This window comes from Collinsella sp. SGI.095, from assembly GCF_050314535.1.
Taxonomy (GTDB): Bacteria; Actinomycetota; Coriobacteriia; order Coriobacteriales; family Coriobacteriaceae; genus Collinsella.
In genome coordinates this window covers 35,592-49,050 of sequence record NZ_JBNPNG010000001.1, presented here as the reverse complement: position 1 = coordinate 49,050, position 13,459 = coordinate 35,592, and the positions used below count along the sequence as shown (strand labels likewise).

Below are 13,459 nucleotides of genomic sequence, written 5' to 3'. Positions count from 1 at the left end.
TACACCAACGCATAGCACAAAGCATGGTTCGGGAAACACCTCACAGCGCCAGAACCCCCATGCGTATCAGCAGCGTCAGAGCAATAAAGCGACTAAGCACGCGCCTTCACACACGCAAAACCATCACAAGGACCCCCGTGGGTCAGAGAACCACGCCAACGGGAAAAAATCCGGGGCGAAAATGACCCTTTTCGTTGCTCTGGGCCTCATTGTTGTCGTTTACATTGTTGGCGTTGTCGCATTTTCGCAGGTAGCCTATCCCAACACCACCATTGCCGGCGTCGACGTCTCGTTCTCCAACGCTTCGTCTGCTGCCACTAAGGTCAACTCGGCATGGAAGCACTATAAGCTCACCGTGACAGGCGATGACTTTAACTGGATCTATCAACCCGAGTCCGATGAACCCATCGTCGACGGCGAAGCTGCCGCAAAAGAAATCATCAGCCGCAACGAAGCCTTTATATGGCCGGTCCGCCTTGTGGAATCCTTAAGCGGCAAGACCAAAACAATCGCTACCTCCAACAAAGTCGATCTTGAACAAGACGTCGACCTGTCCATGCTCTCTGACACCTTTGACCAAAAGAAGTTTGAGGAGGATCTGGGCGCCGCCATTGACGAGTTTAACGAGGGCCGTTCGGGTACGTTCGAGGCCAATAGCTCCTATGACGAGCAAGCCGGCAAGTTTACCGTCGAGAAGGCGCGCTCCAACGAAAAACTCAACCGCGAGCATGTCATTAAGTATGCCGAGCTCGAGCTTGCCTCGCTGGCCGAGACCGTAGATCTTTCCAAGCTCGGCAACGATGCCTATGAGCCGCTCAATGAAACGCTGACCAATGATCAGATTCAGGCCGCATGCGATGCCGCCAACAACTTCTTGGGCGTCAACGTGACCCTCAAGCTCAACGGCGAGGATGCCGGCAAGGTCGACGGCAGCTCCGTGTTGCAGTGGATCAGCTTTGCCGATCCGGCCAACCCCACACTCGATACGTCGCAGATCGGTAGCTGGGCAGCCGAGCTCGCCAACGGCTTTAATACCGTGGGCACCACCCGCTGGTGGACGCGTGCCGACGGCAAAGAATGTGCCGTCGAGGGCGGTGACTTTGGCTGGTCCGTCGATAGCGACGCGCTTGCCAAGCAGGTCGAGGACGCCATTAACAACAAGCAGACCGGCGAAATCGAGATTAAGTACTCCCAGAAGGCCGACACCTATACCGCAAAGGGAGAGCCCGACTGGAAGGCGTATATCGACGTCGACCTGTCCGAGCAGCACGCGCGCTACTATGACGAGAACGGTAATATCGTTTGGGAAGCCAACTTTATCTCGGGCAAACCGGGAGAGGATGCCACCCCCGAGGGCGTTTGGCAGATCAATAGTAATGACGGCGCAAGCAAGCTCATCGGTGCCAAAGACCCAAAGACCGGAAAACCAAAATACGAAAGCCCCGTGTCATATTGGATGCCGTTTGAAGGCAACATGGTTGGTTTCCATGATGCAACATGGCAAAACGATCAGAGCTTTGACGACCCAAATTCGTACAAATGGTGCGGCAGCCACGGTTGCATCAACTTGCGCCTGGCCGATGCCAAGGCACTCCACGATTGCATCAACGTAGGCCTATGCGTGGTCGTGCACTCGTAGGGAAACACGCCTTCGCACAACGGGGAACTGACGCTCCAATCTAACAGTTCCGAAAGAATCCGCCATATGCGCCCGCTTCTCGCGACGGGCGCATATACTTATCGAAAAACTTTCTATAAAGGATACGCTATGTCGAATGTCCCCACCATCACCCCGGGACCGAATGATACCGAGCGAGCGCCCGAGGGTGCCACCGAAACGCTTCCCCTCATAACAAACGTGCGCGCCACACAGCAAAACGGCAGCACAAGCGATGCAACCGAGATTTCTGACGAAGAGGCCTACGCCAAGCTCAAGGCGAAGCGTGCCGAGCGTCGGCGCAAAAAGCTCATCCGACGCGGCATTGCGGCCGGCGTCGTGGCCGCCACTGTGCTCATCGCCGTAGTCGTAACCTTCGTCATCAACGCACGGCCCGCAGGTACCAACGGGCCGGTGACCGACATGGTCACCGAGGGTACATTTACGACCACCGTCGAGGCTAAAGGCCAGCTCAAGCCTATCTCGGCTTCGGTGGTCTCCCCTTCTGTCGACGGCACGGTGGCATCGATCAACGTATCAGCCGGCCAGTCCGTTAACGAGGGCGATGTGCTCATGACCATTAAAAATGACGAGCTCGATCGCAACGTTGCCGAGGCGCAGCGCGCGGTGGCGGCGGCACAGGAAGACCTCGCCAACGCGCAGAAAGCGGTAGCTGCCGCCCAAGCCGCTCCGGCGACTGACACAGATGCGGCAGGCGCAAGTGGCGCCAGCGGCGGCGCCGACACGAGTGCCGACACGAGCGCCATCTCGAGCGCCCAACGTAACCTGGCCTCGGCCCAGGCGACCCTGGACCAGGCCAACGCCAAAGCCGCCGAGCGCACCGTGACCGCGCCCAGCTCGGGCAGCATCGTCGAGCTCAACGCCAAGGTCGGCGCCACGGTGACGGGCGGCATGATTATGGGCGAAGGCGATACGACCGGCGGCAAGCAGTGCATGCAGATCGCTGACCTCTCCAAGATGAAGGTCACCGTTCAGGTGGGCGAAAAGGATATCGCCAAGATCACAGTGGGCCAGAACGCCAACGTCACCTATCCGGCCTTTCCCGATATCGTGAGCCAGGGAACGGTCACGACAATCGCTTCGGTGGCAAACTCCGACTCCACCTACGGTGGCGGCGGTAGCGTGACCTATAACGTCGATATTTTGATCGACGCGCCCGACGCGCGCCTCAAGCCGGGCATGACCGCCGAGGTCTCGGTGGTAACCGAGCAGCTCGACGATGTGGTGATGGTGCCGACCATGGCGCTCATGACCGAGGATGGCGAGCACTATTACGTCAACGTGGCAACCAACGGTGAAGGCAAGGAGATGCGCCGCGTGAAGGTGACCATTGTGACGCAAAACGATAACGACGCCGTGGTCGGCAAGACGCAGGTCAAGCGCGACGACCAGGGCAATGAGACCAACGCAGACGTACCCGTTACCAAGCTGCGCGACGGCGACACCCTCATCGTGGACACCGGCGCAGGCATGACGGCCGACGGCGACGACTCTGGCAGCATGTCTGCCGACGAGGGCTTGTAATGCGTCCCGTCATCAACATCCGCAACGTGCATCGCATTTTTGAGAGCGAGGCCGGCTGCGCCCATATCCTGCATAACGTGAGCCTGGCAGTGAATCCCGGCGAATTCGTGGCCATTACCGGCCCTTCTGGCTCGGGCAAGTCAACGCTCATGAACATCCTGGGCTGCCTGGACAAGCCAACGGCAGGCGATTATTACCTGCAGGGCCTCAACGTGGCGGAGCTCGACGATGACGAGCTCACCGAAGTCCGCGCCCTGAGCATCGGCTTTGTCTTTCAGAGCTTTAACCTGCTGCCGCGCCTATCGGTCATAGAAAACGTCATGCTGCCGCTGTCGTACACCAACGTGCCGCGGGCTCAGCGTGAGATGCGCGCCGTTCATGCGCTGCAAGCCGTCACGCTGCCGGTCGACCACTGGGACCACCGCATCTCCGAGCTCTCAGGCGGACAGATGCAGAGGGTTGCCATCGCGCGCGCCCTCGTCAACGACCCGCCCATCATCCTGGCGGACGAGCCGACGGGAAACCTGGACTCCGCCACCGGAGCGCTCGTGATGGAGACCTTCCACAAACTCCAGGAACGTGGCAAGACCATTGTGCTCATCACGCATGATCCCGGTATCGCCGCCGAGGCCGACCGTGCCGTAACCATTCGCGACGGCCGAATCCACGACGGCGCGTACATCGCGCACGCACCGCAGACCCTGCACGGCGCCATTGATAACCTGCCCATGATTTCCGCACACGCCAATCCGACGAAAGGAGTGAAGGCATGAGCACGCGCGACCTTATCCAAGAAGCCCTTCACTCCCTCGAGGCCAACAAGGGACGCAGCCTACTCACCATCCTGGGCATTGTTATTGGCATCGCCTCCGTCATTGCCATGACCTCGCTTATCGGCGGTATCCAAAACAGCCTGGTCAACAGCCTGGGCCTCAACGCCGCGCGTATGGTGCAGATTTATTCGTCGCAAGAGCTCACCGAGTCGGACGTTGAGAATCTTCGCAAGATGGTACCGCAGATCGAGCAGATCGGTATCGTGGACAGTGCCTATACCGAGTACAAGGCCGGTGACAAAAGCTATAACGTCATGGCGCAGGGCGTCGATAGCGACATGCTCGACGCAGTGGGCGCCAGCAAGCTCGTCGCGGGGCGCACCTATACGCAGGCTGAGTCCCAATCTGGCGCACGCGTGGCGCTCATCAGCCGCGGCGGCGCGGACCAGCTGTACGGCAACGAACAGGACGCGCTCGGCAAGACCATCAAGGTGTCGAACGGCGAGGTGCAGATTATCGGCGTTATCGACGGCGGCAGCGACTCCATGGGCTCACTCACGCTCTACATGCCGCGCGAGACCATCTCGGGCCTCTTTGGCGACGAGAACCCGTCTTTTCCCAGCGTAACGGCGCTCACCGTCGAGGGTACGGACATGGATGAGCTGTGCGAGACGATTGAATCCAAGGTGCGCAGCATGAAGGGCATCGCGGATGACGACGAATATGACAGCGTGTCGGCGACCTCAATGAAAAGCGCCATCGACGCCCTCAACTCCTTTATGGGCGCGTTTTCGCTCATCATGGGCGCCGTTGCCAGCATTTCGCTGCTCGTGGGCGGTATCGGCATCATGAACATGATGCTCACCAATGTGACCGAACGCATCCGCGAGATCGGTATTCGTCGAGCCTTGGGTGCCAGCCGTCGCGATATCACCGCACAGTTTTTGGCCGAGTCTTCGGCGCTGTGCATCACCGGCGGTCTGCTAGGTGTCCTGATTGGCTACCTGCTTGCCTGGGGCCTAGCGATGTTCGCCGCGGGTTCCGGCGTGCTTGGCGAACTCGGTGCCAGCGGTACCATTACGCCGAGTTTTTCGATCGCCACGGTGCTGCTGGCCTTTGCGGTCTCCGTCGGCATCGGCGTAATCTTTGGCTTCTACCCCGCCCGCCGGGCCGCAAAACTCGACCCCGTGGAGTGCCTGCGCTACCAGTAACTCAATCCCCCCCTGAGTTGCGGTGAAATAGGGAGTGTTTTAGCCGTTAAAAGGCTATTCAGTCCTTATTTCACCGCAACTCAGAGGGGATAAGGCGCTAGTGCTATTCGAAACGAGATTCCAGACTCGATAGCCCGTTCAACGTCAGATTGTTAGCGACCTCCGAAATGCGCTCGATGGGCACCGAGCCATCGGAGAGTGCCCACGTGCGGTAAATGCCGATAATGCCCGAAAGCAAAAACGCCAGATAATAGTCGAACAGCTCGTCCTTTAAGCCATCGGGCAGCAGGTCGCGCTCGGCAATCTCGTGCTCGAGCGGCACACGCAAGCGCGTCATAAAATCGTCGAGCGGAATGTTTTCAATCAGCTGGCGATTGAGCACCAAATTGTTGCACAGCGCCTCGTTAACGGTTTTGAAGAAGGTCGCCGCCGCTCCGAGTGCCCGCTCGTTGGTGTTACCGCCCATAGAGGAAAGCGTCTTCTCGACTGAGTCGACAATCATCTCGACCACATCCACGGCAATGGCATCGAGCAAGCCGTCGACCGTGCCAAAGTGCACGTAAAAGGTCTTACGGTCGACATTTGCCTCGCGCGCGATGGCGCTCACCGTAATATCGGCGAGGGGCTTTTCCATCAGCAGTCGCTCGAATGCCGAAAGAATCGCATTGCGACTGCGAACGACGCGGCGGTCAAGGCGCGGTTTAGTGGTGGCCATAGACGTGTCCCCTTCGTGTCAACTGCCCACCTATAGCTCCTGTACAAGTGGGAGATAATCAACGTAAGAGGATTATCCTACATCCAGCATCGCAATGACGAGCATCATTAAGAACGCACGACTCACCAACTGGGCTCTAGGGCCGCTTCTTTTTATTGAGCGCCGCAGGGGAAACGCGGATACCGTCGCCAGTCTGACGAACATAGGTCTTCCGTGCCGGTTTAGAGGCCACAGCAGTCTTTTGAGCATGCTGATTGGGGTCCACGGTAACCTGAGAGGCTGGATGTGCCTTAACGGACGCAGAAGGCTTCTGAGGAGTGCGCCCGAGCTTGTACATCATACGGTCCCAGCGCGCATGGATACTCTCGTTATGAGCGCTCTTAAGGCCCAAAAGAGGGGCGGCCAAAATGGTCGGCGCGATAAAGGTGATCAGACGCCAAAGCAGATAGCCGGCAGTCGCTGCCGTGCCAAAAAAGTGACCCAGGAACAGCGCGAAGCCGCCCTCGGCACCACCGGTGCCGCCAGGCAGCGGGACGGCGGAACTCAACAGCTGTACAAAAGCACTCGCCGCCATGACCGAGAAAAAGTCAACGTCGTACTGACCAAAGGCAAGCATCAAAAAATACGGAACCAGGTAGAAAAACGCCAGCTGCAACATGGTGATGACGACCGTGAGCAGCATGGACGAAAAATGGCCGGCAGAGAGTTTGAATTTCTCGGAGAACGAGTAGATCTCGCCATCGACAAAGGTACGCCAGCCCTCGATCTTAGTAGCGGAAACACCCATGCGCTCGAGCCAATTGATAATACAATGTGCGACGCGCGTGACGGTCTTGGGCATCAACGCCACGGCAAAGATGCCGAGAAGAATGCAGCAGTGGCCGCCAAAACTAAAGACGCAAAGCAGCGTCATGTCGCCATAGCGCTCGGCAAAAAACGGCATGCGGGCGAGCAGCAGAATGGCACCCCATGCCACCAAACCAAACTGGTACACGATAAAGCGGGTGAACTGCGTGGCACCCGCTTCGCCCACATTTTGGCCGGCTTTGGTCAGGCGATAAATCTGGGCAGGCGTGGAGCCCATCATCATGGGCGTCAGGTTGCCAAAGAAGATGCCGCTCGCCTCGACCGAAATGAGGTCGCGGATGCCGACAGGCGAATTGGGATCGAGCCATACGGCAATCGCGTACGCCACGATGCCAAAAAACAAGTATAGGAACATGCAGAAGCACGCGGCAGCGAGCCACGGCGCCTGAACGCTAGCCATGGCGGCCCAGAACTGACCCATCTGACCGGTCACGACCAAATAGACAATATAGCCCACCAGCACAATACCAATAAAGATGGCACCACGACGTGCGCTCTTGTTGTCATCGCCGCCCGAAACATCGACTTGAGGCTTTGGGGTATGCTGAGAGGACTCCGTCATGAGGCTCCTTCTGACCGTCAATGTATCTGGCCTATTGTACCCGTATGGGAGATAGGCAAAACGTAAAGCTATGGGGCAAATGGGATTAACAGACAAGCCCGCAGGTAAAAAAAACCCGCCCTTCGAAAAGAAGGTCGGGTATCCAAAACTTGGTAGCCCGTACCAGATTCGAACTGGTGATCTCCGCCTTGAGAGGGCGGCGTCCTAAACCGCTAGACGAACGGGCCATAAGCCTCAGCAGAAAAGAAGTGGTAGCCCGTACCAGATTCGAACTGGTGATCTCCGCCTTGAGAGGGCGGCGTCCTAAACCGCTAGACGAACGGGCCACATGACATCTGCACTGCCGTGCTGCGAGGACATATAATACGGGACAAAAAACGCGAGCGCAAGAAGAAATTCCAAATTGGCCAAATTTTGTCGTGAGGTTATGGAACAAGCAGGTCAACCTGGTAGCTAATTTGGGACGGGGCTTTTTTAGCTACCCCTGCCAGAATCACGATTGTTCGTCCTATTGACAGCGGGGGTAGCTAAAAAAGCCCCGTCCCAAATTAGCTACCCCAGGTTGAGGTGGGCCAGAAGGGCTTCGCGGGTGTTGGGGACGTTGTCTTCGATCACGGCGTCGAGGGCGACGTTGAGAAGCTGTCCCAGCTCAGGCCCCGGTTTGACGCCGGCGCGAATCAGGTCCCCTCCGTTGATGCCAAGCATCTTAAGCGTATAGGGCTCCCCCGCTTCCAACAGTTCGTGTGCGAGCGAACGCATCTCCTCGATCGTCTCGACGTAATAGAAGCACGACGGTGCCTTACCCAGCGTATCGGCACGCTTAAGGTCCATAAGCTCGTCAATCAAACGCGGCGTGTCGACGCCCTCACCCGAAAGCGAGCGCATCATATTGAGCAAACAGGAGCGCTCGGGGCGCAACGGCTTATCGTGATACCTGATAAGCAGACACACGTCGCGAACCAAATCGTGCGAAAGCGCCAAGCGATCCATAATAGCGCGCGCTTTCTTGGCACCAAGCTCAGGATGACCGTAAAAGTGGCCGCTGCCCGCATGATCGACCGTAAAGCAATCGGGCTTGGAGACATCGTGCAAAAACGCTGCCCACATTAAGCTCGACGAAGGCGCCACGCCGTCACACAGTGCCAGCTCCCCCGCTACCGTCAAAACGCGAGCGATATGCTCGTAGACATTAAAGGCGTGGTAGACGCTGCGCTGGTCAAACCCACGAGCCGGCGCAAGCTCGGGCACGGCGGCGCAAACAAGCTCGGGATAGCGTAGCATCGCGTCTCCCCCATGTCCGGTCGATAGAATCCCCTCGAGCTCAATGCCCACGCGTTCGCGTGCCACGGCATCGAGCAGCGGCGAGCACTCGGCAAGCGCCTGTTTGGTCTTAGGCTCGATCATAAAATCCAGACGGCAGGCAAAACGCACGGCGCGCAGCATGCGAAGCGCATCCTCGTTAAAGCGACGCTTGGGATCTCCAACGGCACGAATCAGCTTACGCTCCAGGTCGCCCTGGCCATCATAACGGTCGACAAGACCGCGCTGGGGATGCCAAGCCATGGCGTTAACGGTAAAGTCACGACGTGCCAGATCGTCCTCAAGCGACGCCGCACGCTCCACACTCTGGGGATGGCGACCATCGGTGTAAAATCCGTCCAGGCGATACGTCGTGACCTCAATACGCTCATCGTCACAAAGGGCGGTAATGCCGCCAAATTTTATGCCCGACTCAACTACCGCAATGCCGGCTGCCTCGAGCGCCGCCTTGGACTCTTGCCACAGGCCGCTACAGCACATGTCAACATCGTGGCTGGGACGTCCCATCAGGGCGTCACGCACCCAACCGCCTACGAACCAGGCCTCGAGACCGGCGTCCTCAAGCGCACGTAGCACACGCAGGGAGGCATCTGTGGGCTGCGTACCGTTGAGCGAAACATTACACATACCTATGGCCTCCTACGCTTGCAAGCGTTAAACGATGGTTCTCAAGCAGTCTAGCAAGAAACAAGCGTGAGCGCACATGAAATCACATCGTCGATTCGCGCGAACGAGACAGCAGAGCCCATGCGGCCAACAGATAAAAACACCCGCCTCGGAGATCCAAAGCGGGTGTTCGGCAACGATGTGTCTAAACGGTTAGCAGACCTGGCGAACGTCGATGTGCTTCTTATATTCGTCCACCTTGGCAAAATCGCCCAAACCAGGGCACTCGACCACGTTGGCACCGGTTGCCATCGAGAGGCGCAGGGCGTCCTCGACGCACTCGGGGGCATCGTGCCACACGGACAGGAAGGCGGCAAGCGAGGAATCACCGGCGCAGACCGTCGAGAGCAGCTTGACCTCAAAGGTGCGCTTGGCAAACCAAATGTGCTCGCCGTTGGAGAAGTACGCGCCGTCGCCGCCAAGGGTCAGCAGCACATTCTTAGCGCCCTTGGCGTGCAGCTCAGCCATAGCGCACTTAACGGACTCGTCGTCGCCACCGCTCACCTTAATGCCAAAGATGTCGAGCAGCTCGTCGTCGTTGGGCTTAATGAGCAACGGCTCCATGGCAATGAGATCGGCCAGCTGATGGCTCGAAATATCGAGCACGAACTCGGCACCCTTTGCCTTAACACGGCGAAGAACCTCGGCCAGGAAACCCTCGGAGGTGTTGGGGGGCAGCGAGCCGCTAATGACCAGGCAGGTCATGTCGTCGAGCGAGTCGATGAGCTCAAACATCTCCTGCTCGTTGGCAGCATTGATGGCAGCGCCTGCATTGACCATGTTGTACTCGGTATCGGGACCGGCGTTGAGGAAAACGTTGACGCGCGTGATGCCGTCAGTCCACACGGGCTTGACGGGCACACCCAGGGCCTCGGCGCCCTTGACGATATACTCGCCTGAGAAGCCGGCAAAAAAGCCCAGGATCGTGGTGTCGACACCGTAGTGATCGAGGGTGAACGAGACGTTGAGACCCTTGCCATTGGGCGTATAGACCGCGTTGCGCGTGCGGGTGACGGTGTTGGCGGAAAGTCCGTCGCAGGAAATGTTGTAATCAATGGCGGGATTTGCAGTGAGCGTGTAAATCATGAATGTTCCTTTCACAAAGCAACGTGTTAATGAAAGTATATTCCACACCTTGTGAAAAGACCATAGCAACTCGGCGAACGGTGTAGAACGCGTGCAGGTCGCCAGAAAAGCAGCAAGGCGGGGCAAAAAAATCAGGAGTGCTTGCCCTGAAGCTCATTTGCAATTTACAAATAAGCGCCCCGGCTTAAACCGGGGCGCCATATAGCCACGAATATGTAGCGTTTCGCTTACTTGCGATCGAGCTTGCGGACAGCAACGCGCTTACTATACTCATCGACGTGACCGAAGTCGCCGATGCCCACGGACTCGGCAACGTTGGCGCCGGTGGCCATAGCGAGTTTCATGGCCTCCTCGACGTTGTCGCGATCCCTGTACCACTTGTGCAGGAACGCAGCGAGCGTGCAGTCGCCGGCGCAGACGGAAGAGACCAGCTTGATGTTGAACTCACGCTTAGCGTACCAGATGTCCTCGCCGTTGGAGAAGTAAGCGTCGCCGCGGCTACCACGGGTGAGCAGCACGTTCTGGACGCCGGCATCGTGAGCCATCTTCATAGCAACGCGGACCTCGTCGTCGGTGTCGACCGGCACGCCAAAGATGGCCTTCATCTCGTGATGGTTCGGCTTGATGAGCAGCGGCTTCTTGTGAGCGAGCTCCTTGAGCTTGTCGGAAGACAGGTCAAGGACGACGTCGGCGCCACGAGCCTGAGCGTGCTCCATGACCTGAGCCAGGAAGTCGGGCGTAGCTTTGGGAGGCACGGAGCCGGAGACGATCAGGCACTCAAGATCGCCCGCGGTGTCCAGGATGTTGTAGAGCTCCTTCTGGTGCTCCGGCGTAATCGGGGCGCCGGGGTTAAGGATGCCGTACTCGTGCTGGCCATCGTTGACGTAGGTGTTGATACGCGTGATGCCGTCGGTCCAAACCGGGCGGCACAGGCAACCCAGGTTCATGACCTCCTCGACGATGAACTTGCCCGTGAAGCCGGCGAAGAAGCCGAGCGCGACGGTGTCGACACCCATCTTCTTAAAGGCGAAGGACACGTCGAGGCCCTTGCCGTTAGCCGTGTAGCTGGCCGAGCCGGTGCGGACGTTCTCGTCGGGCTCGAGCGGAGAGCTCGAAACCGTCATGTCGACAGCCGGGTTAGCGGTTAGCGTGTAGAACATTTACAGTACCCCCTGTATATTTGAGGGCCGCGCGGCCAGCCCATTCCAACCACGCGGTTACCTCTGATACCAAATTAGCGAGCGGCAGCCTCAAGCAGCGCCTTGACCTCTTCGGCAGTGTTGCAGGCGAGCGCCTTCTCGGCGAGATCGTCGCACTCGGCCTTGGTCCACTGGCTGATGGTCTTGCGGGCGCGAAGGATAGACGGAGCGCTCATCGAGAACTCCTCGAGGCCCCAGCTGATCAGCAGCGGCTCAAGCAGCGGATCGGCAGCGGCCTCGCCGCACATACCGACCATGATGCCAGCCTTGACGCCGCTCTCGATGATGTTCTTGAGCGAGCGAAGCACGGCGGGATAGTACACCTGGTACAGGTTAGAAATGGTGTCGTTACCACGGTCGGCACACATGGTGTAGCCGATCAGGTCGTTGGTGCCGATCGAGAAGAAGTCGGCGACCTCGGCCAGGCGGTCAGCGATCAGCGATGCGGCAGGCGTCTCGACCATAATACCGACCTCGATGTTCTCGTTGAACTTGCGGCCCTCTTCGGTCAGCTCGGACTTGCACTCCTCGACGAGCTCCTTAACGGCCAAGACCTCCTCGACGCAAGTGACGAGCGGGATCATGATCTTGACATCACCGAAGGCGCTGGCGCGCAGCAGAGCGCGGAGCTGTACCTTGTACTGGTCGGGGTTGGCCAGGCAGTAACGCACGGCACGGAAGCCCATGAAGGGGTTCTCTTCCTTGACCATGTGCAGGTACGGGATCTCTTTGTCGCCACCCACGTCGAGCGTGCGGATGATGACCGGAGCGCCATTGAGCGCGCTGGCAACCTTACGATAGGCGTTGAACTGCTCCTCCTCGGAAGGAAGCTCGGCGGAGTCCATGAACAGGAACTCGGAGCGGAACAGGCCAATGGCCTCGGCGTCGTGATCGAGCGCGTTGGGCACGTCATCGGGGTTACCGATGTTGCAGGCAATGATCTTCTTGATGCCATCGGCAGTCACGGACGGCTTGCCACGGAAAGCCTCGAGGGCTGCCTTCTCGGCAGCGAAAGCCTCGGCCTTGGCGGTGTAGGCGGCGAGCGTCTCCTCGTCGGGATCGGCCTCGACGATACCCTTGCCACCGTCGACGACAACGGTCATGCCGTTGCGCAGCGCGGTGCAGCTGTTGGCAACCGAAAGGACAGCCGGAATCTCGAGGGCGCGCGCGATGATCGCGGAGTGCGAGGTGCGGCCACCGGTCTCGGTGACGATACCGGCAACGTGGGCCTTATCGATCGTGGCGGTCATGGACGGCGTAAGGTCGTGCACGACAACGACAGTGTTTTCGGGCAGGACGGAGAGATCGACGACCTCCTTGCCCAAAAGCTCGGCCAGAATACCGGTGCGGATGTCGGCGATGTCTGCCGCGCGCAGGCGGAACATCTCATCGTCCATGGACAGGAACATGTTCTCAAACATGGTCGAGGTGTCCATGAGCGCCTGCTCGGCGCAGGTGCCGCCGTCAATGGCGGCGTTGATGGCGTCGGTCATGCCCGGGTCCTGAGCCAGGACGATGTGTCCGCTCATGATCTCGGCCTCGGCCTCGCCCACCGTCTCCTTCATGTGGTCGGCCTGAGCCTGGGTCTTCTCGCAGAAGACCGAAAGGGCGGCCTGATAGCGCTCCTTCTCTGCTGCCGAATCAGCAACCTCGTGCGGCTCAAACGTCAAGTCGGGTTCGACGGCAACCATGACGGTGCCGATACCGATGCCCTCGGAAGCGTTGACTCCCTGATACATTCCCATTCCTCTCTCCGTGTCATGTGATAAAGCGTTTTGCCATATCCATGACAAAAGAGCGCAGTTCCCTTTAAACAGGTCACTGCGCCCCCAAATATGAACTTAGTTGTTCAACATGC

General features: G+C 58.6%; 10 protein-coding genes and 2 tRNA genes. 4 read left to right on the top strand and 8 right to left on the bottom strand.

Annotated elements, in window-relative coordinates; translation table 11 throughout:
- Positions 1 to 181: 181 nt before the first annotated feature.
- The 4 genes from ACQRCA_RS00225 to ACQRCA_RS00210 all read left to right on the top strand — a co-directional run bounded on the left by ACQRCA_RS00225 (position 182) and on the right by ACQRCA_RS00210 (position 5,186).
- Positions 182 to 1,639 carry a L,D-transpeptidase gene (locus ACQRCA_RS00225; RefSeq protein WP_427717362.1) on the top strand — a complete coding sequence of 486 codons (1,458 nt, stop codon included), beginning with the start codon at positions 182 to 184 and terminating at the stop codon, positions 1,637 to 1,639.
- 129 nt (positions 1,640 to 1,768) lie between these two features.
- Positions 1,769 to 3,202, top strand: a complete 1,434-nt coding sequence (locus ACQRCA_RS00220; RefSeq protein WP_427717360.1) for an efflux RND transporter periplasmic adaptor subunit — start codon at positions 1,769 to 1,771, stop codon at positions 3,200 to 3,202.
- The gene (locus tag ACQRCA_RS00215) at positions 3,202 to 3,975 is read left to right on the top strand and encodes an ABC transporter ATP-binding protein (RefSeq protein ID WP_427717357.1); all 774 of its coding nucleotides are present in this window, start codon (positions 3,202 to 3,204) and stop codon (positions 3,973 to 3,975) included. Before ACQRCA_RS00220 ends, ACQRCA_RS00215 begins: the two co-directional genes overlap by 1 nt.
- Positions 3,972 to 5,186 carry an ABC transporter permease gene (locus tag ACQRCA_RS00210; protein WP_427717354.1) on the top strand — a complete coding sequence of 405 codons (1,215 nt, stop codon included), beginning with the start codon at positions 3,972 to 3,974 and terminating at the stop codon, positions 5,184 to 5,186. The genes ACQRCA_RS00215 and ACQRCA_RS00210 overlap by 4 nt, the downstream gene beginning before the upstream one ends.
- 103 nt (positions 5,187 to 5,289) lie before the next feature.
- Here ACQRCA_RS00210 and ACQRCA_RS00205 read toward each other — a convergent pair whose 3' ends face one another.
- The 8 genes from ACQRCA_RS00205 to ptsP all read right to left on the bottom strand — a co-directional run bounded on the left by ACQRCA_RS00205 (position 5,290) and on the right by ptsP (position 13,340).
- Positions 5,290 to 5,901 carry a TetR/AcrR family transcriptional regulator gene (locus tag ACQRCA_RS00205; RefSeq protein WP_427717352.1) on the bottom strand — a complete coding sequence of 204 codons (612 nt, stop codon included), beginning with the start codon at positions 5,899 to 5,901 and terminating at the stop codon, positions 5,290 to 5,292.
- Positions 5,902 to 6,037: 136 nt separating this feature from the next.
- Positions 6,038 to 7,330: a lysylphosphatidylglycerol synthase transmembrane domain-containing protein gene (locus ACQRCA_RS00200; RefSeq protein ID WP_427717349.1), complete on the bottom strand. Its 1,293-nt coding sequence runs from the start codon at positions 7,328 to 7,330 to the stop codon at positions 6,038 to 6,040.
- Between the two features lie 150 nt (positions 7,331 to 7,480).
- A tRNA-Glu gene (locus tag ACQRCA_RS00195) sits at positions 7,481 to 7,557 on the bottom strand.
- A 22-nt stretch (positions 7,558 to 7,579) separates the two neighbouring features.
- Positions 7,580 to 7,656 (bottom strand) — tRNA-Glu (locus ACQRCA_RS00190).
- Positions 7,657 to 7,882: 226 nt separating this feature from the next.
- Positions 7,883 to 9,277 (bottom strand): CCA tRNA nucleotidyltransferase, encoded by a 1,395-nt coding sequence (locus tag ACQRCA_RS00185; RefSeq protein WP_427717346.1) that lies wholly within the window; start codon positions 9,275 to 9,277, stop codon positions 7,883 to 7,885.
- Between the two features lie 192 nt (positions 9,278 to 9,469).
- Positions 9,470 to 10,402 carry a 1-phosphofructokinase family hexose kinase gene (locus ACQRCA_RS00180; RefSeq protein ID WP_427717343.1) on the bottom strand — a complete coding sequence of 311 codons (933 nt, stop codon included), beginning with the start codon at positions 10,400 to 10,402 and terminating at the stop codon, positions 9,470 to 9,472.
- A gap of 227 nt (positions 10,403 to 10,629) precedes the next feature.
- Complete coding sequence (locus ACQRCA_RS00175) at positions 10,630 to 11,562, bottom strand: 1-phosphofructokinase family hexose kinase (RefSeq protein ID WP_349125764.1); 933 nt, start codon at positions 11,560 to 11,562, stop codon at positions 10,630 to 10,632.
- Between the two features lie 74 nt (positions 11,563 to 11,636).
- Positions 11,637 to 13,340, bottom strand: a complete 1,704-nt coding sequence (ptsP, locus tag ACQRCA_RS00170) for a phosphoenolpyruvate--protein phosphotransferase (protein WP_427717339.1) — start codon at positions 13,338 to 13,340, stop codon at positions 11,637 to 11,639.
- Positions 13,341 to 13,459 lie beyond the last annotated feature (119 nt).